The organism is Pseudomonas sp. LRF_L74, from assembly GCF_965644255.1.
GTDB lineage: Bacteria > Pseudomonadota > Gammaproteobacteria > Pseudomonadales > Pseudomonadaceae > Aquipseudomonas.
In genome coordinates this window covers 97540-115307 of record NZ_CBFFRH010000004.1, presented here as the reverse complement: position 1 = coordinate 115307, position 17768 = coordinate 97540, and the positions used below count along the sequence as shown (strand labels likewise).

Sequence of the window (17768 nt, the reverse complement as noted above, 5' to 3'; positions counted from 1 at the left end):
TTCTGGATTCCCGCCTTCGCGGGAATGACGGTTAAATACACCGCGCAATAACGGTTATCGCACGAATGTCCGCAATTGCCTCGAAGCAGCCACCGATGGAAGCCAGCTTCGGTCGGGATCAAGTGGCTCGGTACCCCGCCTCCCGCGAGATGATCGCGGCGCACTGAGCCAGGGCCTGGCGCATCTGTTCGCGGCCGGCTTCGTCGTCCATCACTGCGTCCGGGCCGGACAGGTTGATGGCGGCGACGATGCGCCCGGTGTGGTCGCGAATGCTCGTGGCGATGGAGGTGGAGTAGTCCGAGCGGTGCAGGACGAAGCCGCTCTGGCGATCTTCTTCGGCCATGCGCAGCAGTTCCGGCAGGGTTTTCGGTGCCGGTGACGGATAGCCGTCCAGGCGTTCGTGCTGGTAGAGGCCGGACAGTGTCCCGTCGTCGAGATCGCTCAGCAGGATTCGTCCGAGTGCGGTGATGTGGCACGGCAGACGGGTGCCGATGGGTACATTGACGGCCAGGCGCTGGGCGGCGAAGGCGCGGTAGATGTAGACCACGTCGGTACGGTCGCGGGTGCCCAGGTGACAGGAGGTGGAGGTGCGGTCGCGCAGGGCGTTGAGGTGCGGCATGGCGATGTCCACCAGGTCGCGGCTGGCCAGGTAGGTGAAGCCACGGCTGATGACCTGCGAGCCGAGGCTGTAGCTGTTCTTGCCGACCTTCTGCAGGTAGCCCATGTCGGTCAGGGTGACGACGATCCGGTAGATCGACGACACCGTGCCGCCCAGGCGCTCGGCGATGTCCTGCATGCTCAGCGTGCGTTCGTCGGCGCTGAACATCTCCAGGACTTGCAGGCCGCGTTGCAGGGCGGGGACGCGGTAGTCGGTTTCGTCTTTGACGGTAGTCATTGCGGCACTCTGATGCTTGTGGCGTGGGCGTCGCCCTCCCTGGAAGGGAGAGGGGGCTTTTAAACGCTTCAAGAACCTGCTCACGATCTCTGGTCGGTTTATCGGGCAGCGTTGAGGTAATTGCGGACATTCGTTATTTCGTCATTCCCGCGAAGGCGGGAACCCAGAAGCGCTTTTTTATTTGGGCTCCCGCCTTCGCGGGAGTGACGGTAAATAATATCGATGTCCGCTTTTGCCTCGAAGCCGCTACTCGAACGAGCTCGAAAAGATCGTGAACACGCGCTACACCAACCCCCCGATCCCCACTGCTTTGCCACCGAACTCATCCATGGCATCGAGCAGCGCGCCCCACAGGTAATGCGCCGAGGCGCGGTCGCACAGCAGGTGGAACACCGGCAGCTTTGCCGTACCGGCATTGACCACGATGGCATTCAAACGCGCCACCGAAGTCTGTACCACGGCACCTACCGGGAACGCCTCGGCACGCAGGTCGACACCGCAGATCTTGGCGAACAGTTCCGGCAGGTGAGCGCCGGTCAGGGCCAGCCAGGTGTGGCTGTCCTGGCGCGGCAGCAGGTAGCAGGCCAGGTTTTCGTCGTAGTGCCAGCCCGCTTCGTCGGCGGCGATACGCGCACCGCCATCGGCCAGGCTGCCGAGCAGGAAATACTCGGTCTGCGACAGGCGCAGCACGTTTTCGCCGCTGGCTTGCACGAGCGCCTGATTGGGCGCCTGCGGCAACTGGTAGCCCTTGCCTTGCAGATGGGCCGCGCTGTCGCTGCCACGGAAACCGACCCGTGGCAGGTTGCTCAGGTCGATCAGTGCGCAGCGTTGCAGTTGCTCGCTGTCGCTCTTGGCGCCCGCGACGAACAACCGTTCGCCCAACAGGGTCAGCGGTGCGTTGCCGTACAGGTCATGGATGGGGCTGCGTTCGGCGTGGTCGCGAATGGTCAGGCTCATGGTCACAGCTCCTGGCGTTTGGTTTCGGGGTCGAAGAAGGGCAGTTGCACCACGGTGGCCTGGACCATCTCGCCGCCTTCCACGCGAATCGGAATCTGCATGCCCGGCGTGGCCTGGTCGGCAGCGGCGTAGGCCATGCCGATGATCGCGCCGACGGTCTCGGAGTATTCGCACGAGGTGACGTTGCCGCTGATGTCCGGGCCTTTCAGCACCAGGTGGCCTTCCAGTGGTTTGGCACTGCCCTTGGGCAGGGTGAAGCCGACCAGCTTGCGTTTCAGTGGTTGCGACTCGAGGATCTCGATGGTGCGCTTGCCGACGAAGAACGGCTTCTTGCGGCCGATGGCCCAGCCCATGTCCAGCTCGGCCGGATGGCTCATGCCGTCGGTGTCCTGGCTGATGATCACGTGGCCTTTTTCCAGGCGCAGCAGGCGCTGGGTTTCCACGCCGAACGGGCGGATGCCCTCGGCCTTACCGGACTCCATCAGCGCATCCCACAGGTGCTCGCCGAAGCGTGCCGGCACGTGGATTTCATAACCCAGCTCGCCGACGAAACCGACTCGCAGCAGCCGTGCCGGCACACCGGCGACCGTGCCTTCACGCACACCGAGATAGGGGAAGCCTTCGGGTGACAGATCGACATCGGTGCAGACCTTTTCCAGTACCTTGCGCGACAGCGGGCCGGCCAGGTTGACCGCGGCGAAGGCGGCGCTGACGTTGGCGATGTCGACGTTCAGGCGCCACTGGGCGTTCCACTTGAGCATGCTGCGGTAGACGCGATCCACACCGCTGGTGGTGGCTGACACGTAGAAGTGCTGCTCGCCGAGGCGGCAGGCCACGCCGTCGTCGATCACCACGCCGTCTTCGGCGGTCATCAGCGCGTAGCGGGTGCGGCCGATGGCGAGTTTCTTGAAGCCGAAGGTGTACAGGCGTTCCAGCAGTTCGGCGGCATCCGGGCCGCGCACGTCGAGGCCGCCGAGGGTGGACACGTCGATCAGGCCGACCTTCTCGCGCACATGCCGTGCCTCCGCCTGCATGCAGGCCTCGCGGTCCTCGGCCTTGCCGTAGAACGCCGGACGCTGCCACACGCCAGCGGGCATCAGCTTGGCGCCGAGCTCGACGTGGCGGCGGTGCATGGCGGTCTGCCGATAGGGGTCGAAAGCACGACCGGCGACGTGAGCCAGCTTCTCTGCAGTGAACGGTGGGCGCGCGGTGGTCACCCCGGTTTCACTGACGCTGCGGCCCGTAGCAGCAGCCACCAGGCGTGCGGTTGGCAGCGCCGAGTGACGGCCCTGGGACGGCCCCATGCCGACGGTGGAGAAACGCTTGACCAGTTGCACGTCGCGGTAGCCGTGACGGGTGGCGTTGACGATGTCCTTGATCTGCAGGTCTTCGTCGAAATCGACGAATTCCTTGCCCTGCGGATGGGCGAAGATCGGCCAGGGGAAGTTGACCTTGCTGTCGTCCTTGTCCGAGCCTTGCACGGCTGCACCGTGCAGGCCGAGATCGGCCAGGGCTTCGGCGGCGGCACGCTGGCCATCGGCGAGCACCCGTTGCAGGTCGTGGCGGCCGTTCACCGAGCCGGCAACGCGCAGGATCTTCGGCAGGTTCTGAATCGAAAACGCCGCGTGCTCGTCGGCATAGCGCAGGCTGCCGCCGGCCTGGCACAGCAACTGGTAGACCGGCATGTAACCCGCGGACATGCACAGCAGGTCGCAGTCGATGCGCGTACTGGCCTCGGCCACTTTGCCTTGGCCGGTGATGCGGCGCACGTCGACCCCGGCGAGGTGGCGACCGGTCTTGCCGGCGATGGCTTCATAGACGGTATGCCCGGCGTGGCACGGAATGCCCTTGGCCTGTACGGCGGTGGCCAGGCCGGCGGTTTCGACGCGCTCGCGCATGTCGACCACGGCGGCGACTTCCACGCCTGCATCAAACAGGTCGAGGGCGGCGAGGTAGCCGTCGTCGTTGCCGGTCAGCACCACGGCACGCTGGCCGGGCTTGACCGCGTACAGGCGCATCAGGCGCTGGGCGGCGCTGGTCAGCATCACGCCGGGCAGGTCGTTGTTGCGGAAGATCACCGGCTGGTCGAACGAGCCGCTGGCGATGATGCACTGTTTGGCGCGCACCTTGTACAGGCGGTTGCCCTGGATCACCGGCAGGTAGTTGTCGGCGAACCAGGCGTTGCAGGTCGCCGAATCGAGCACGCGGATATTGGCGTGGTTCTGCACCGCGCCGACCAGTTCTTCACGCAGGCCCATCGCCGCATTGGCATCGAGGCCGAAGCGCGCGTAGGTCAGCGAGCCGCCGAGCACCGGGTTCTGTTCGATCAGCAGCACCTTGGCGCCAGTGTTGGCGGCATGCAGCGCGGCAGACAGGCCTGCGGGACCGGAGCCGATCACCGCCAGGTCGCAGAACAGGTAGGCCTTGTCGTGATAGGTGGGCTCGAACTTCAGGTCGAGCACGCCGAGGCCGGCCTTCTTGCGGATCAGCGGCTCCCAGCGTTTCCACATGCCCTTGGGCTTGTAGAAGGCGCGGTAGTAGAAGCCCACCGGCATGAATCTGGAGAATTTGCCGAGGTAGGCGTCGCGGTCCTTTTCCAGGCTGCCGTTGACGTTCTGCGGGGTGACGTCGAGGCCGGCCTTGAGCGGGACTTCGTCGGCCAGCACGTTGGCTTCGTCCGGCAGTTGCACCAGGGTATTGGCGTCCTGCCCGGCCATGGTCAGCGGGCCGCGCGGGCGGTGGTACTTGAACGAACGCGACAGCAACCAGCGGTTGTCGGCAGCCAGGGCGCTGGCGACGGTGTCACCGGCGAAGCCCTGGCAGGCAGTGCCGTCGAAGCTGAAAGTCAGCGGTTTGTTGCGGTCGATCAACAGCCCCATGGGGGCGGGCAGGCGGTTCATTGGTCGGCCTCCGGTGCGGCGAAATCGACACGCTGGTTGAACAGTTCTTTAGGGTCGAAAGTGCGCAGGATCTCGTCGCTGCCGGTGTGGCGTTCGGCCAGGAACCAATAGCTCGACGGCGTGTGCATCCACCATTCGGTGACCACGCCCAACGCGTTCTCGCTGTTGAACACGTAGTCGGCCCATTCGGCGACGCTGCAGGTGTTGGCGTCGGGCATCTGTTTCAACTCGCCGCCGTAGGTGAATTCGCTGATGTTGCGTGGCCCGTTGAGCGGGCAAGTCATGATCTTCATCGTCTGTGACCCGTCAGTGGCTGGCCGCCGTAGCGCCCATTTCGTTGACCTGCTGGAAGCGGCTGAAGCGATCCAGGCCGAACGGCGCGATCAGCTCCGGCACCTTGCCGCCGCTGGCGACCAGTTCGGCCATGGTCTTGCCGCAGATCGGCGTGGCCTTGAAGCCCCAGGTACCCCAGCCGGCGTCGAGGTAGTAACCGTCGATGGGCGACAGGCCCATGATCGGGCTGTAGTCCGGGGTCATGTCGGTGATCCCCGCCCACTGGCGCATCAGCTTGGCGTTGGCCATGAACGGGAACATCTCGATGGCGTGGGCCAGCAGGCTTTCCTTGAGGTCCAGGGTCGAGCGGGTGTTGTAAAGCGGGTAGGGATCGGAGCCGCCGCCGAACACCAGTTCGCCGCGGCTGGTCTGCTGCACGTAGCAGTGCAGGGCGCTGGAGCTCACCAGTGGGTCGAGGAACGGCTTGAACGGCTGGGTGACCATCGCCTGCAATGGGTAGGTGTGGATCGGTGCCTTGATCTTCAGCTTGTTCAGCAGCAGCGAACTGGTGCCGGCCACGGCCTGGACCACGCAACCGCACTGGATGGTGCCGCGATTGGTCTTCACCGCGCGGATTCGGTTGTTCTCGACGACGAAGTCCTGCACTTCGGTCAATTGGTGGATTTCCACGCCACGCTTGGCGGCTTGCTTGGCATAACCCCAGGCCACCGCATCGTGGCGCGCGGTGGCGCCGTCGATGTGCCAGAGGCCGGCGAGCACCGGGATATGGCCGGGGTCGAGGTTGAGCGTCGGCACCAGTTCGCGGATCTGCTGGCGATCGATCATCTCGGTGCGCCCGCCGAAGTGCTTGTTCACTTCCGCACGCTGGCGGAAGGCACGCACGGTGGCGTCGGTGTGGGCCAGGGTCAGCTGGCCACGGTGCGAGTACATGATGTTGAAGTCGAACTCGTTGGACAGGTTCTCGAACAGGCGCACCGATTCGATGTAGAACTTCACGCCCTCGCTGGTCAGGTAGTTGGAGCGGATCACCGCGGTGTTGCGCGCGGTGTTGCCGCCGCCCAGGTAAGCCTTTTCCAACACGGCGATGTTGCTGATGCCGTGATACTTGGACAGGTAGTAGGCGGTGGCCAGGCCGTGGCCGCCGGCACCGATGATGACCACGTCATAGGAGGACTTCAGCTCCTTCGGCGCAGGCAGGTCGACCTCGACGGGGTACTCCGAGGACAAACCATATTTCAACAGACTGAAGGGCATGATCGGCTCCAGATCAATGAGCGGCGGCCAGCTAGGCCGCCAGTGGATTCTGCAAACGGGTGGCGAGCACGGTGTTGCGCATCAGGAAGGCGATGGTCATCGGCCCGACGCCGCCAGGCACTGGCGTGATCGCCGAGACCTGCGGCAGCACGGCGTCGTAGTCGACGTCGCCGACCAGGCGCGCACGGCCGTTTTCCTCGATACGGTTGATGCCAACGTCGATCACCACCGCGCCGGGCTTGATCCAATCGGCACCGACCATGCGCGGGCGGCCGACCGCCGCGACCACGATGTCGGCCTGGCGGCAGAGGGCGGCGGCATCCTTGCTGCGCGAATGCACCAGGGTCACCGAGCAGTGCGCCTGCAGCAGCAGGGAGGCCATTGGCTTACCGACGATGTTGGAGCGGCCGATGACCACCGCGTGCTTGCCGCTGAGGTCGCCCAGCGCCTGTTCCAGCAGGTACAGGCAGCCGGTCGGCGTGCAGGGGGTGAGGACGTTCTGGCCGAGTACCAGGCCACCGACGTTTTCCTTGTGGAAACCGTCGACGTCCTTGTCCGGGCGGATCGCCTGGATCACGCTGGCTTCGTCGATCTGCGGCGGCAGCGGCATCTGCACCAGAATGCCGTTTATCGCTGGGTCGGCGTTCATGCGTTCGATCAGGGCGAGCAGGGTGACCTGCTCGGTATCGGCTGGCAGGCGATGCTCGATGGAGCGGATGCCGACTTCCTCGGCACGCTGCACCTTGTTGCGCACGTAGACGTGGCTGGCCGGGTCGTCGCCGACCAGCACCACGGCCAGGCAGGGCGCCAGGCCCTCGGCCTTGAGTTCGGCGACGTCGTGGCGGACTTTTTCCAGGACGCGGGCGGCGGCCAGCTTGCCGTCGATTTTCTTGGCCTCGCTCATTTGAAGATCACCGTGCGGTCGTCGTTGAGGAACACGCGGTGCTCGATGTGGTACTTCACCGCCTTGGACAGGGCCACGGTCTCGGTATCGCGGCCGATGGCGACCAGGTCGTCGGGCTTGTAGGCGTGGTCGACGCGCTGCACTTCCTGCTCGATGATCGGGCCTTCGTCGAGGTCCGAGGTGACGTAGTGGGCGGTGGCGCCGATCAGCTTCACGCCGCGCTCGAACGCCTGGTGGTAGGGCTTGGCGCCCTTGAAGCCGGGCAGGAACGAGTGGTGGATGTTGATCGCCCGGCCGGACAGTTGCTTGCACAGGTTGTTGGAGAGGATCTGCATGTAGCGGGCGAGCACCACCAGCTCGGTGCCGGTCTCGTCGACGATCTTCATCAGTTCGTCTTCCTGCTGGGTCTTGGTGTCCTTGGTCACCGGCAGGTAGATGAAGCGGATGCCTTCGCGCTCGGCCATCGGGCGCAGGTCGAGGTGGTTGGAGACGATGGCGGTGATCTCCATGTTCAGTTCGCCTTTCTGGTGGCGATAGAGCAGGTCGGACAGGCAGTGGTCGAACTTGCTGACCATCAGCAGGACCTTGGTCGGGCGGGCGGCGCTGAGCAGTTTCCAGGTCATGTCGAAGTCGGCCGCGACGGCGGCGAAGCCCTCGCGCAGCGCTTCGACGTCACTGTCCGCGCCCTGGTTGAAGCGGAACACCGCGCGCATGAAGAAACGGTCGGTGAACTCGTCGTCGAACTGCGCCAGTTCGCTGATGTAGCAACCACTGCCGGCCAGGTAGGTGGTGACGGCGGCGACGATGCCCGAGGTGGCCGGGCAGCTCACGGTGAGGATCAGGGATTGCTGTTCAGTCGACATGGCGAAGGTTCCGAATTATTCACAGGTGGAGGAAATATTTATTCCCGAATAAAAATTCTCTGCAGGAATATTAAATTCGTGTGCTGGCTTTTATAGGGGAACAGGATGTTCACGTCTAGAGGTTGTGAATATTTATTTACTGGTGGTGAATAAATTGTTCTCGGGTAAATTTATTTTTCTTTGGTGAAAATTTTGCTTTGGCTGAAGCGCTTTTGTGCGCATGTCGGGGTATGTCTGGCCAGATGCTTGCCGCCATCTCGCTGTGCCCTGTAGGGTGAGCGGCCTCCGTTTTCGAGACCGATTTGTCCATGCGCCGTATCGCTTTGTTCTGTGTGTTGTCGCTCGGTGCGTTGCCTGCCCTGGCCAAGGTGGAGGTCGAGGCGGTGCAGCACGACAGCCTCGGGCCGGTGCTGGCGGTGCGCATCTCGGAGGAGATCGCGATTGGCGATTCCGAGTCGCTGCTGGTCGGGGCCCGGGCCAATCCGGGGCGTTTCGCCAGGAAGGTCGCGCTGCTCGACAGCATCGGCGGCAGCGTCAGCGAGGCCATGCGCCTTGGCCGCCTGCTGCGCGAACTGGGCTTCGATACCCTGGTGCCCACGGGCGGCTTGTGCCAGGGCACCTGTGTCTACCTGCTCGCGGCCGGGCACAAGAAGAGTGTGAAGGGGCACGTTGGCCTGCACCGGCCTTATTTCCCGGGCGGCGATTCGGCCAATTCGGCGCGCGCCAGTGCCCGGCAGGATTCCGCCGCCTACTTTCGCGAGATGAACATCCCGCGCCGCCTGCTCGACGACATGAGCCGCATCGAGCCGAACCGCATGCAGGTACTCACCCCGACGGAACTGAAGCGCTATGGCCTGGACGACTGAGCAACGCATCGAAGGGGTGATCTTCGACTGCGACGGCACCCTGGTGGACAGCGAGCGCCTGGCCGTGCGCCTGCTCGCCGAACTGATCGGCGAACAGCGGGTGAGCATGATCCCGGATGAGGTGATGGCCCGTTTTCGCGGCAATCGCTTCGCCGACTTTCTCGCCGGGCTGGGTGAAAGCTATCCACAGCTCGATATCGAACTGATCGACGCCGGTTTTCGCCAGCGCAGCCTGCCGTTGTTCCGTGAGCACCTGGTGGAAATGCCCGGCGCGGTCGCCTTCGTGCGCAGCCTGGAACTGGCCAAATGCGTGGCTTCGAACGGCCCGCGGATCAAGATCGAGACCAGCCTGGCCACGGTCGGCCTGCTCGACGATTTCCGTGGGCGCATCGTCAGCGCCTACGAGGTCAACGCCTGGAAACCCTCGCCGCTGCTGATCGAGCACGCGGCGCGGGTGATCGACCTGCCGGCGAGCCGTTGCCTGCTGGTGGAAGACAGCCTGCCGGGGGTGATGGCCGGCTTGGCGGCCGGCTCGCCCGTTGCCGGGTTTGGCGAGGCTGACTTCTCTACGGTGGCCGATCATCCTGGCTTTCATCGTGTGCATGACTATGACCACGTGCAGCGCCTGGTCGAACGATTGAGTTAAGCCTCCACAGCGCATCGCGCGCAACCAGTAGGGTGGACAACGCGAAGCTTGTCCACCAACGCGGGTCATCATGCAGCTCAGAGCTGGAGCGCTCACCAGAAGCATCGGCGAAATGGTGGACAAGCTTCGTGTTGGCAACGCGCCCCGGTCCACCCTACGAACTACAGAGCGTCGCAAGCGGTATTCCCACCCAGAGCGAGGAACGACCAGATGTCTTTCGCCTGGGGACAACCGCATCGCGCGGCTTTTCGCAAGCTGATCAAAAAACCAGTATTTTCAAGGTGTTGGGCCCTTCCTTTGCCCACAGATGCTGTGTGCCAAGCTGTGGATAAGATGTGGGGTGGCAGCGCCAGCCTACGTCAGCCAAGGGCTGGAGCCTGCTGGTCGTTTGCTGATCAGTCGCTGATGGAGAAGGCCTCGTTCCGGTCGCTGCTTGGGGAGACCGCGAAACGGCTGCGGTAGCAGCGAGAGAAATAAGAGGCCGATTCGAAGCCACAGGCCAGGCTGACCTCCAGCACACTGAGGTCCGAATGGCGCAGCAACTGGCGTGCCTTGTCCAGACGCAGGCCGAGGTAGAAGGTCGACGGCGTTTCATGCAGATGCAGGCGGAACAGCCGTTCCAGCTGGCGCACGGTGATCGCCACGCCATCGGCCAGTTCATGGGGGCTCAACAAGGTTTCCGTATGGCGCTCCATGCGCTCGATGACTTGCACCAGCTTCTTGTTGTGGATGCCGAAGCGCCTACCGATCTGCAGGCGCTGGTGATCCTGGCGGCTGCGGATGCGACCATGCACGAACTGCTCGGACACCTCGATGGCCAGGTCATTGCTGTGCTCGCGGCCGATCAGGTCGAGCATCATGTCGATCGATGCCGTGCCGCCCGCGCAGGTGATACGGCGACGGTCGATCTCGAACAGTTCCTGCGTCACCGTCAGTGACGGGTAACGTTCCTGGAACGCGCCGATCGCTTCCCAGTGCAGGGTCAGGCGATGGCCTTCCAGCAGGCCGGCTTCTGCCAACACATAGCTGCCGGTATCGATGCCGCCGAGGACCGCCAGCTCGCCCGCGCGGCGCAGCCAGGCGCCCAGCCTGGCATCGTAGACGGCCAGCGGATCGAACCCCGCGACCACGAATAGCAGGTCGTTGGCGCCGGGCATCCGCAAGGCGCCGTCGACGTTCAGCGACATGCCGTTGCTGGCCTGCACCGCCTCGCCATCCAGGCTCATCACGTGCCAACGGTAGTGGCTGTGGAAACGGTTGGCCGCGCGTAACGGCTCCACGGCCGAGAGAAAGCCGAGCATGGAAAAGCGCGGCAGCAACAGGAACCAGATATCGCGGCACATATCGACTTCCCAAATGATGGTCTCGGCGAGATACAGCAGGAGCCATGCCAACTGGTCGTCTCTGTTCAACAGACGGTCGCCACAGTGCGCAAGCGGCGTTCGGCCGATGCGTACTGTTCACCTCGCAAGCACGTCGCATCGCATAACACCGAAAACCAAGATCGCCGAATTGCCTCGAGGGAGAATCGCATGAATCGCATGTCTATCTGGGCCGCCAGTGCCCTGTTCGCGATGGTCAGTTACAACGCAGCCGCTGCTGAGCCGGCGCAGTGTCAGAAGCAGAGTATGGGGATCGTCGGCTGGACCGACGTGGTGGCGATTTCAGGCATGGCCGCCGCCCTGCTCGAAGAGCTCGGTTATGAGGTCAGCGAGTCCACCGCCTCGCAGCAGATCGTGTTCGCCGGCATCGAGCGCGGCCAGATCGACTTCTTCCTCGGTTACTGGAGCCCGGCGATGGATAACAACATCAAGCCGTTCCTCGACCGTGGCGTGGTCAAGGTCGCCGATCGACCGAACCTGCCGGATGCGGTATCGACCCTCGCAGTGCCGAGCTACGCGGCCGAGCAGGGCCTGAAGACCTTCGCCGACATCGCCCGCTTCAAGGACCAGCTGGACGGCAAGATCTATGGCATCGAGGTCGGTTCCGGGGCCAACGCGGCGATCCAGAAGATGATCGACAGCAACCAGTTCGGCCTGGGCGGCTTCAAGCTGATCGAGTCCAGCGAAGCGGCGATGCTGGCCGCGGTCAGCCGGGCCCAGCGGCAGAAGAAACCCATCGTGTTCTTCGGCTGGAAACCGCACCCGATGAACCTGCAGATCCAGATGACCTACCTCACCGGCAGTGAGAACGTGTTCGGCCCCAATGAAGGCTCGGCCACCGTCTCCAACGTCACCGACCCCAAACTCGCCCAGCGCTGCCCCAACGTGGCGCGCCTGCTGGAAAACCTGAGCTTTACCACCGAGCAGGAAGGGCAATGGATGCAGCCGATCATGGACCGCGAGAAGCCCAGGGATGTGGCCAGGAAGTGGCTCAAGCAGAACCCGCAGGCCTTGGACGCCTGGCTGGCCGGCGTCACCAACTTCGATGGCCAGGACGGCGCCACGATGGTCAAGGCGCGTCTGAAATAACCCCGTTTTCCATCCCCAGCAACAGGATTCAATCGTGAACTACGACGTCATCGTGACCTGCGCCGTGACCGGCGCGGGCGATACCGTGGGGCGCAGCCCGCACGTGCCCGTTACCCCGCAACAGATCGCCGACGCCGCCATCGAGGCGGCCAGGGCTGGCGCCACCGTCGCCCACTGCCATGTGCGCGACCCGCAGACCGGCAAGCCGAGCCGCGACGTGGCGCTATACCGCGAAGTGGTCGAGCGCATCCGCGCCAGCGACACCGACGTGATCATCAACCTCACCGCCGGCATGGGCGGCGACCTGGAGATCGGCAAGGGCGAGCAGCCACTGGAGTTCGGCCCGGGTACCGATCTGGTCGGCCCGCTGGAAAGGCTCAAGCACATCGAGGAACTGCGCCCGGAAATCTGCACCCTGGATTGCGGCACGCTCAACTTCGGCGACGGCGACTACATCTACGTCTCCACCCCGGCGCAACTGCGTGCGGGCGCCAAGCGCATCACCGAGCTTGGCGTGAAGGCCGAGCTGGAGATCTTCGACACCGGCAATCTGTGGTTCGCCAAGCAGATGCTCAAGGAAGGCCTGCTCGACGACCCGTTGTTCCAGATTTGCCTGGGTATCCCATGGGGCGCGCCGGCGGACACCACGACCATGAAAGCGATGGCCGACAACCTGCCGGTAGGCGCGACCTGGGCCGGCTTCGGCATCGGCCGCATGCAGATGCCGATGCTCGCCCAGGCGGTGCTGCTGGGTGGTCATGTACGGGTCGGCCTGGAAGACAACCTGTGGCTGGACAAGGGCGTGCCGGCGACCAATGGCACGCTGGTGCAGCGCGCCGTGGAAATCATCCAGCGCCTCGGTGGGCGTGTCCTCACCCCGGCCGAGGGGCGCGAAAAGATGAAGCTGACGCGCCGCTGAACGTGACGAACGTACCGGTCTCTTTGCACCAACGCTAAAGCCTGTTGACGCTTCGTCGTGAAAGGCTGGTTTGAGGCAGGAGCGGACGTTCGGAATTGTTTTCCGTCACTCCCGCGAAGGCGGGAGCCCAAATAAAAGGTGCTTCTGGGTTCCCGCCTTCGCGGGAATGACGGCTAAACACACCGCGTAAGAACGGTCATCGCACGAACGTCCGCAGTTGCCTCAAAGAGCCCCGTCAACAGACCCCAATTACTGCCACCCGGAGTCATCAATGTCCTTCATCACCACAATCAAAACCTTCGCCGCCCTCGGCACCGGCGTGATCGGCGCCGGCTGGATCGCCCGCGGCCTGGCCCACGGCCTCGACGTTGTCGCCTGGGACCCGGCGCCCGGCGCCGAAGCCGCGTTGCGCGCGCGCATCGCCAATGCCTGGCCCGCGCTGGAAAAGCAGGGTCTCGCACCTGGCGCTTCGCCCGAGCGCCTACGCTTTTCCGCGACCGTCGAGGACTGCGTGGCCAATGCCGACTTCATCCAGGAGAGCGCGCCCGAGCGGCTCGACCTCAAGCTCGACCTGCATGCCAGGATCAGCGCGGCGGCGCGGCCCGATGTAATCATCGGCTCCAGCACCTCCGGCCTGTTGCCTAGCGAGTTCTACGCCGAGGCGCAGCACCCCGAGCGGTGCCTGGTCGGCCATCCGTTCAACCCGGTGTACCTGTTGCCGCTGGTGGAAGTGGTCGGTGGCGAGAAGACCTCGGTCGAGGCGGTGCAAGCCGCCATCGCCATCTACAGCGCACTGGGCATGCGCCCGTTGCATGTGCGCAAGGAAGTCCCCGGCTTCATCGCCGATCGCCTGCTCGAGGCGCTCTGGCGCGAGGCGCTGCACCTGGTCAACGACGGCGTGGCGACGACGGGCGAGATCGACGATGCGATCCGCTTCGGCGCCGGCCTGCGTTGGTCGTTCATGGGCACCTTCCTCACCTACACCCTGGCCGGTGGCAACGCGGGCATGCGCCACTTCATGGCCCAGTTCGGCCCGGCGTTGAAGCTGCCCTGGACCTACCTGCAAGCGCCGGAACTGACCGAGCGCCTGATCGATGAGGTGGTTGCCGGCACTTCGGTACAGCAGGGCGAGCGCAGCCTCGCCGAGCTGGAGCGCTACCGCGATGACTGCCTGCTGGCGGTGCTCGGCGCGATCCGCCAGACCAAGGCCGCCCACGGCTTCGCCTTCGAGGACTGAGCATGCACAGCTTCTACCGCACGCCGGTGTTGAACGAGTGGACCGATTACAACGGTCACCTGCGCGATGCCCATTACCTGCTGATCTTCAGTTACGCCACCGACGCGTTGATGGACCATATCGGCCTCGACGAGGCGGGGCGTGCGCGCACCGGGCACACGCTGTACACCCTGGAGGTGCACCTGAACTATCTGTCCGAGGTGAAGCGCGGCGAGCACGTCGAGGTGCGTACGCAACTGCTCGCCCATGATGGCAAGCGCCTGCATATCCACCATGGCTTGTATCGCGAAGGGAGTGAGCAGTTGCTGGCCGCCAGCGAGCAGATGCTGATGAACATCGACCATGCCAGCGGCCGTTCGGCGATCTGGCATGCCGATGTACTGGCCACTATCGAGCGACTCGCGGCAAGCGATGCCGAGCTGCCCCGTCCTGTTCACTGCGGGCGGGTGATCGGCTTGCCGCGCTGAGTTACCCACGTAGGCCGTGGACCAACCTGTGGATAACCTGTAGGAACGCTGCTGTGTCCCAGGCAGGGCAAGGGATCGCCGGAACCGTTCGAAAAACGATCAGGTTCAATGGGTTACCGACCTCCTGCAACACCACATTACCGTCATTCCCGCGAAGGCGGGAACCCCAAAAACGCTGGTCTTCTGGGTTCCCGCCTTCGCGGGAATGACGGTGTTTATGGTTAAGCCATCGCTATGGGACGGCGCAAAGGCTTTTGGTCAGAGACTTTCTCGATCTGTGCCTTGTAGATGGGGTTTGCCTGCCGTGCTGAGTTACCCACGCAGGCCGTGGATCAACCTGTGGATAACCTGTAGGAACGCTGCTGAGCCCCAGGCAGTGCAAGGGATCACGGGGGCTGTTCGAAAAACGATCAGGTTCAATGGGTTAGGGACCGTTAACCGTCATTCCCGCGAAGGCGGGAACCCCAAAAACGCTGGTCTTCTGGGTTCCCGCCTTCGCGGGAATGACGGTGCTCATGGTTAAGCCATCAATCAATGCGGGACGGCGCAAAGACTATCGGCGAGCAGGCGGGCCTGTGGGGATAGATCGGCAAAGCGCAGGGTGCACAGATGCAGCGCCCGAACGCTCCAGGGATCGTCGATGCGCAGTGCTTGCAACTGCCGACGTTGGGTAAAACGCTTCACGGCCGCTTCCGGAATCACGGCGATACCCACGTCACGGGCGACCAGTTTGCACACCGTGTCGAAACCGGCGACCCGAATGCGTACAGGCAGTGCTGCACCAAGCTTCAGCGCCTTGCCTTCGATGTGCTGCTGCAACGGATTGTCTTCGGCGAGGGTGACGAAGGGCTGAGTCAGCAGTTCTTCGAAGCACACGCTGGTTCGACCGAAAAACTCACTCCGGGCCTTTGCCGCGATCAGCACCAGGCGGTCGCTGCGAAACGGGCGCGATTGCAGGCCGTCGAGACCGGCGCTGTCGGCGAGGATGCCGAGTTCGGCCTGGCGCTTGGCCAGGGCCTCGACGATCAGGTGGCTGGGGCGCTCGGCGATATCCAGGTCGATCTGCGGGTGAGCCAGGAGGAAATCGCCGAGCAGGTCCGGCAAGTGCTCGGCGAGGGCGGCGGTATTGCTCAGCAGACGCACCCGGGCACGCAGGCCGGCGGCGTACTGGCCGAGTTCGCCAGCCATCAGCTCGACCCGCTGCATCAGCGCCTGGGCATGGTGCGCCAAGGCCCGTCCGGCCGCTGTAGGCCGCACGCCACGGCGCTGGCGTTCGAGCAGGGGCGTGCCGAGGCTGTCTTCCATCGCCTTGATGCGGACGCTGGCCGAAGCCAGGGCCAGATGGCTGCGCTGCGCGCCTCGGGTCAGGCTTTGCGCTTCGATCACGTTGAGGAAGAGGCGCAGGTCGATCAGGTCGAATTTCATGGTCGGTGGTGCCAGTCGCGAGATGGGCAGGATTCAGCAGGGACCGGGTTTCGCCTGCTCGCAGCTTTATCGTTCATCGCGCCTGTTCAAGGCAACGATTTCCGGGACGCGGGCACATCCTTCGCCGCCTCAGCATCAGTCAATCTGGCGCTCTCTATCAGCATTCCTGATACAGGAATCCCGCCTGCTGATTTCATGAATATGTAGCCATAGACTCATTTTCGTGCCCGGCCTCTGCGCCGGTTCCAACAACTAGAAAAATAAGTGGAGACACGAATGAGCAAGCAGGTTTCGTTCGAAGACCTCCCGCTGAGCCGCTTTCATATCCGAACGGTATTCAGTGGTACGGGAGGACAGTTCAGTGATGGATTCGTCCTGGGCATCATCGGTATCGCCGTCAGCATGGCCGCCGGGCCGCTGCAACTCACGGCATTGTGGATGGGGTTGCTGGGAGCGGCTTCGCTGGCCGGGCTGTTCCTCGGCAGCCTGGTAGCCGGTCCGTTGGCGGATAAATACGGGCGTAGGACGATCTTCGCCTGGGACATGCTGTTGTTCGCCGTCATCTCCGCGTCGCAGTTCTTCGTCACCTCGCCCGAGCAGTTGCTGGTACTGCGCCTGTTGCTGGGGTTGGTGCTGGGTTTCGATTACGTGGTCAGTAAATCGCTGGTCACCGAGTTCGCCCCGCGCCGTTATCGCGGGCGGCTGTTGAGCATTCTCGCGGCCGCCTGGGCGGGCGGTTACGTGGCAGCCTATCTGGTCGGTTTCGCCGTGCGTGATATCGGCCCGGATGCCTGGCGCCTCATGCTGGCGCTCAGTGGCGTTCCCGCACTGCTGATCCTACCGTTGCGCATGGGCGTGCCCGAGTCGCCGATCTGGCTGATGGCGCGGGGACGCACCCGCGAAGCCCTGGCGATCGTGCGCAGCAAGTTCGGCCCGAACGTCAGCCTGCCGGAGCCGCTGGCCACGCAGCCCACGCAAGGCGGCAAATGGGCGGAGCTGCTGAGCAAGCGCTGGCGCAAGAACACCCTGGTCGGCTGCGTGTTCTACACCTGCCAGGTGATTCCGTTCTTCGCCCTCGGCACCTTCTCGCCGAAGGTGCTGGAAGCGCTCAATGTCGCAGACAAGTTCGTTGGCGGCCTGGTCTACAACGTGTTGCTGATGGCCGGTGCGCTATTGGGCCTGATGATCATCGACCGTATCTCGCGCCGCGCTTTCCTGATCGGCACCTTCTACCTCAGCGCCTTGGGCCTGGCGGTATTGGCCTATGCGGGCTTCGGGCCGATTGGCACCATCCTCGCCTTCGGTTTCTTCGCCTGCGTACTGGCGGCCGCGGTCAACCTGGAGTTCGTCTATCCGCCCGAACTGTTTCCCACTCATCTGCGGGCCTCCGGTATCGGCATGGCAGTGGCATCGAGCCGCTTCGGCTCGGCCTTCGCCACCTTCCTGCTGCCCATCGCGGTGCAGAACCTCGGTATCCAGACCGCCCTCGGCGTGTGCGTCGGCGTGCTGATCTTCGGCGGCGTGTTCTGCCACCTGTTCGCCCCGGAAACCAGCAAGGAAGACCTGTCGGGTGTCGCGCCGGATAACGCAGCGCAAGGTCGTCTGACGCCGGCCGAGGCGAAATGATGCGAATGGTCGACAATCAAGTCTTTCCGACCTGATAGCGAGCG

Annotated in this window: 16 protein-coding genes; 7 read left to right on the top strand and 9 right to left on the bottom strand. The window is 64.0% G+C overall.

All coding sequences use genetic code 11. The annotated features are described in order from the left end of the window. Window positions 1-118 precede the first annotated feature (118 nt). The 7 genes from ACSZPK_RS11960 to purU form a co-directional block, all read right to left on the bottom strand. Complete coding sequence (locus ACSZPK_RS11960) at window positions 119-895, bottom strand: IclR family transcriptional regulator (protein ID WP_437881683.1); 777 nt, start codon at window positions 893-895, stop codon at window positions 119-121. A gap of 282 nt (window positions 896-1177) precedes the next feature. Then, window positions 1178-1852: a sarcosine oxidase subunit gamma gene (locus tag ACSZPK_RS11955; protein WP_437881682.1), complete on the bottom strand. Its 675-nt coding sequence runs from the start codon at window positions 1850-1852 to the stop codon at window positions 1178-1180. 2 nt (window positions 1853-1854) lie between these two features. After that, window positions 1855-4752 carry an FAD-dependent oxidoreductase gene (locus ACSZPK_RS11950; RefSeq protein WP_437881681.1) on the bottom strand — a complete coding sequence of 966 codons (2898 nt, stop codon included), beginning with the start codon at window positions 4750-4752 and terminating at the stop codon, window positions 1855-1857. Continuing rightward, on the bottom strand, window positions 4749-5045 hold the full coding sequence (locus ACSZPK_RS11945) for a sarcosine oxidase subunit delta (protein ID WP_437881680.1): 297 nt from the start codon (window positions 5043-5045) through the stop codon (window positions 4749-4751). The genes ACSZPK_RS11950 and ACSZPK_RS11945 overlap by 4 nt, the downstream gene beginning before the upstream one ends. 13 nt (window positions 5046-5058) lie before the next feature. Beyond that, entirely contained in the window at window positions 5059-6300 is a 1242-nt protein-coding gene (locus ACSZPK_RS11940) for an FAD-dependent oxidoreductase (protein ID WP_437881679.1), read from the bottom strand. Between the two features lie 31 nt (window positions 6301-6331). Then, window positions 6332-7204 carry a bifunctional methylenetetrahydrofolate dehydrogenase/methenyltetrahydrofolate cyclohydrolase FolD gene (gene folD, locus ACSZPK_RS11935; protein WP_437881678.1) on the bottom strand — a complete coding sequence of 291 codons (873 nt, stop codon included), beginning with the start codon at window positions 7202-7204 and terminating at the stop codon, window positions 6332-6334. Continuing rightward, window positions 7201-8067 carry a formyltetrahydrofolate deformylase gene (purU, locus tag ACSZPK_RS11930; RefSeq protein WP_437881676.1) on the bottom strand — a complete coding sequence of 289 codons (867 nt, stop codon included), beginning with the start codon at window positions 8065-8067 and terminating at the stop codon, window positions 7201-7203. Before purU ends, folD begins: the two co-directional genes overlap by 4 nt. A gap of 308 nt (window positions 8068-8375) precedes the next feature. On the opposite strand from purU, the gene ACSZPK_RS11925 reads away from it, so the two are divergent. After that, window positions 8376-8933, top strand: a complete 558-nt coding sequence (locus ACSZPK_RS11925; protein WP_437881675.1) for a hypothetical protein — start codon at window positions 8376-8378, stop codon at window positions 8931-8933. Further along, window positions 8917-9579: an HAD-IA family hydrolase gene (locus ACSZPK_RS11920; RefSeq protein ID WP_437881674.1), complete on the top strand. Its 663-nt coding sequence runs from the start codon at window positions 8917-8919 to the stop codon at window positions 9577-9579. Before ACSZPK_RS11925 ends, ACSZPK_RS11920 begins: the two co-directional genes overlap by 17 nt. 395 nt (window positions 9580-9974) lie before the next feature. Here the strand turns inward: ACSZPK_RS11920 and ACSZPK_RS11915 are convergent, their stop codons facing one another. Beyond that, complete coding sequence (locus ACSZPK_RS11915; protein ID WP_437882004.1) at window positions 9975-10922, bottom strand: GlxA family transcriptional regulator; 948 nt, start codon at window positions 10920-10922, stop codon at window positions 9975-9977. 189 nt (window positions 10923-11111) lie between these two features. On the opposite strand from ACSZPK_RS11915, the gene choX reads away from it, so the two are divergent. From choX to ACSZPK_RS11895, 4 genes are all read left to right on the top strand, one after another. Further along, window positions 11112-12050: a choline ABC transporter substrate-binding protein gene (gene choX / locus ACSZPK_RS11910; protein ID WP_437881673.1), complete on the top strand. Its 939-nt coding sequence runs from the start codon at window positions 11112-11114 to the stop codon at window positions 12048-12050. A gap of 34 nt (window positions 12051-12084) precedes the next feature. Beyond that, window positions 12085-12969: a 3-keto-5-aminohexanoate cleavage protein gene (locus ACSZPK_RS11905; RefSeq protein ID WP_437881672.1), complete on the top strand. Its 885-nt coding sequence runs from the start codon at window positions 12085-12087 to the stop codon at window positions 12967-12969. 271 nt (window positions 12970-13240) lie between these two features. Next, the gene (locus tag ACSZPK_RS11900) at window positions 13241-14206 is read left to right on the top strand and encodes an L-carnitine dehydrogenase (RefSeq protein WP_437881671.1); all 966 of its coding nucleotides are present in this window, start codon (window positions 13241-13243) and stop codon (window positions 14204-14206) included. 2 nt (window positions 14207-14208) lie between these two features. Beyond that, complete coding sequence (locus ACSZPK_RS11895; protein WP_437881670.1) at window positions 14209-14673, top strand: thioesterase family protein; 465 nt, start codon at window positions 14209-14211, stop codon at window positions 14671-14673. A 531-nt stretch (window positions 14674-15204) separates the two neighbouring features. Here the strand turns inward: ACSZPK_RS11895 and ACSZPK_RS11890 are convergent. Continuing rightward, a complete protein-coding gene (locus ACSZPK_RS11890) occupies window positions 15205-16098 on the bottom strand; it encodes a LysR substrate-binding domain-containing protein (RefSeq protein WP_437881669.1) in 894 nt (297 codons plus the stop codon). Window positions 16099-16374: 276 nt separating this feature from the next. Between ACSZPK_RS11890 and ACSZPK_RS11885 the strand changes: the two genes are divergently transcribed. Beyond that, complete coding sequence (locus ACSZPK_RS11885) at window positions 16375-17724, top strand: MFS transporter (protein ID WP_437881668.1); 1350 nt, start codon at window positions 16375-16377, stop codon at window positions 17722-17724. The last annotated feature ends 44 nt before the right edge of the window (window positions 17725-17768 follow it).

What these genes read in the sequence shown, in the direction of transcription:
- ACSZPK_RS11895 (WP_437881670.1), top strand. Translation starts at nt 14,209, where the DNA reads ATGCACAGCTTCTACCGCACGCCGGTGTTGAACGAGTGGACCGATTAC.
- ACSZPK_RS11925 (WP_437881675.1), top strand. Translation starts at nt 8,376, where the DNA reads ATGCGCCGTATCGCTTTGTTCTGTGTGTTGTCGCTCGGTGCGTTGCCT.
- ACSZPK_RS11890 (WP_437881669.1), bottom strand. Translation starts at nt 16,098, where the DNA reads ATGAAATTCGACCTGATCGACCTGCGCCTCTTCCTCAACGTGATCGAA.
- ACSZPK_RS11885 (WP_437881668.1), top strand. Translation starts at nt 16,375, where the DNA reads ATGAGCAAGCAGGTTTCGTTCGAAGACCTCCCGCTGAGCCGCTTTCAT.
- ACSZPK_RS11900 (WP_437881671.1), top strand. Translation starts at nt 13,241, where the DNA reads ATGTCCTTCATCACCACAATCAAAACCTTCGCCGCCCTCGGCACCGGC.
- ACSZPK_RS11960 (WP_437881683.1), bottom strand. Translation starts at nt 895, where the DNA reads ATGACTACCGTCAAAGACGAAACCGACTACCGCGTCCCCGCCCTGCAA.
- ACSZPK_RS11945 (WP_437881680.1), bottom strand. Translation starts at nt 5,045, where the DNA reads ATGAAGATCATGACTTGCCCGCTCAACGGGCCACGCAACATCAGCGAA.
- ACSZPK_RS11950 (WP_437881681.1), bottom strand. Translation starts at nt 4,752, where the DNA reads ATGAACCGCCTGCCCGCCCCCATGGGGCTGTTGATCGACCGCAACAAA.
- choX (WP_437881673.1), top strand. Translation starts at nt 11,112, where the DNA reads ATGAATCGCATGTCTATCTGGGCCGCCAGTGCCCTGTTCGCGATGGTC.
- folD (WP_437881678.1), bottom strand. Translation starts at nt 7,204, where the DNA reads ATGAGCGAGGCCAAGAAAATCGACGGCAAGCTGGCCGCCGCCCGCGTC.
- ACSZPK_RS11915 (WP_437882004.1), bottom strand. Translation starts at nt 10,922, where the DNA reads ATGTGCCGCGATATCTGGTTCCTGTTGCTGCCGCGCTTTTCCATGCTC.
- purU (WP_437881676.1), bottom strand. Translation starts at nt 8,067, where the DNA reads ATGTCGACTGAACAGCAATCCCTGATCCTCACCGTGAGCTGCCCGGCC.
- ACSZPK_RS11920 (WP_437881674.1), top strand. Translation starts at nt 8,917, where the DNA reads ATGGCCTGGACGACTGAGCAACGCATCGAAGGGGTGATCTTCGACTGC.
- ACSZPK_RS11955 (WP_437881682.1), bottom strand. Translation starts at nt 1,852, where the DNA reads ATGAGCCTGACCATTCGCGACCACGCCGAACGCAGCCCCATCCATGAC.
- ACSZPK_RS11940 (WP_437881679.1), bottom strand. Translation starts at nt 6,300, where the DNA reads ATGCCCTTCAGTCTGTTGAAATATGGTTTGTCCTCGGAGTACCCCGTC.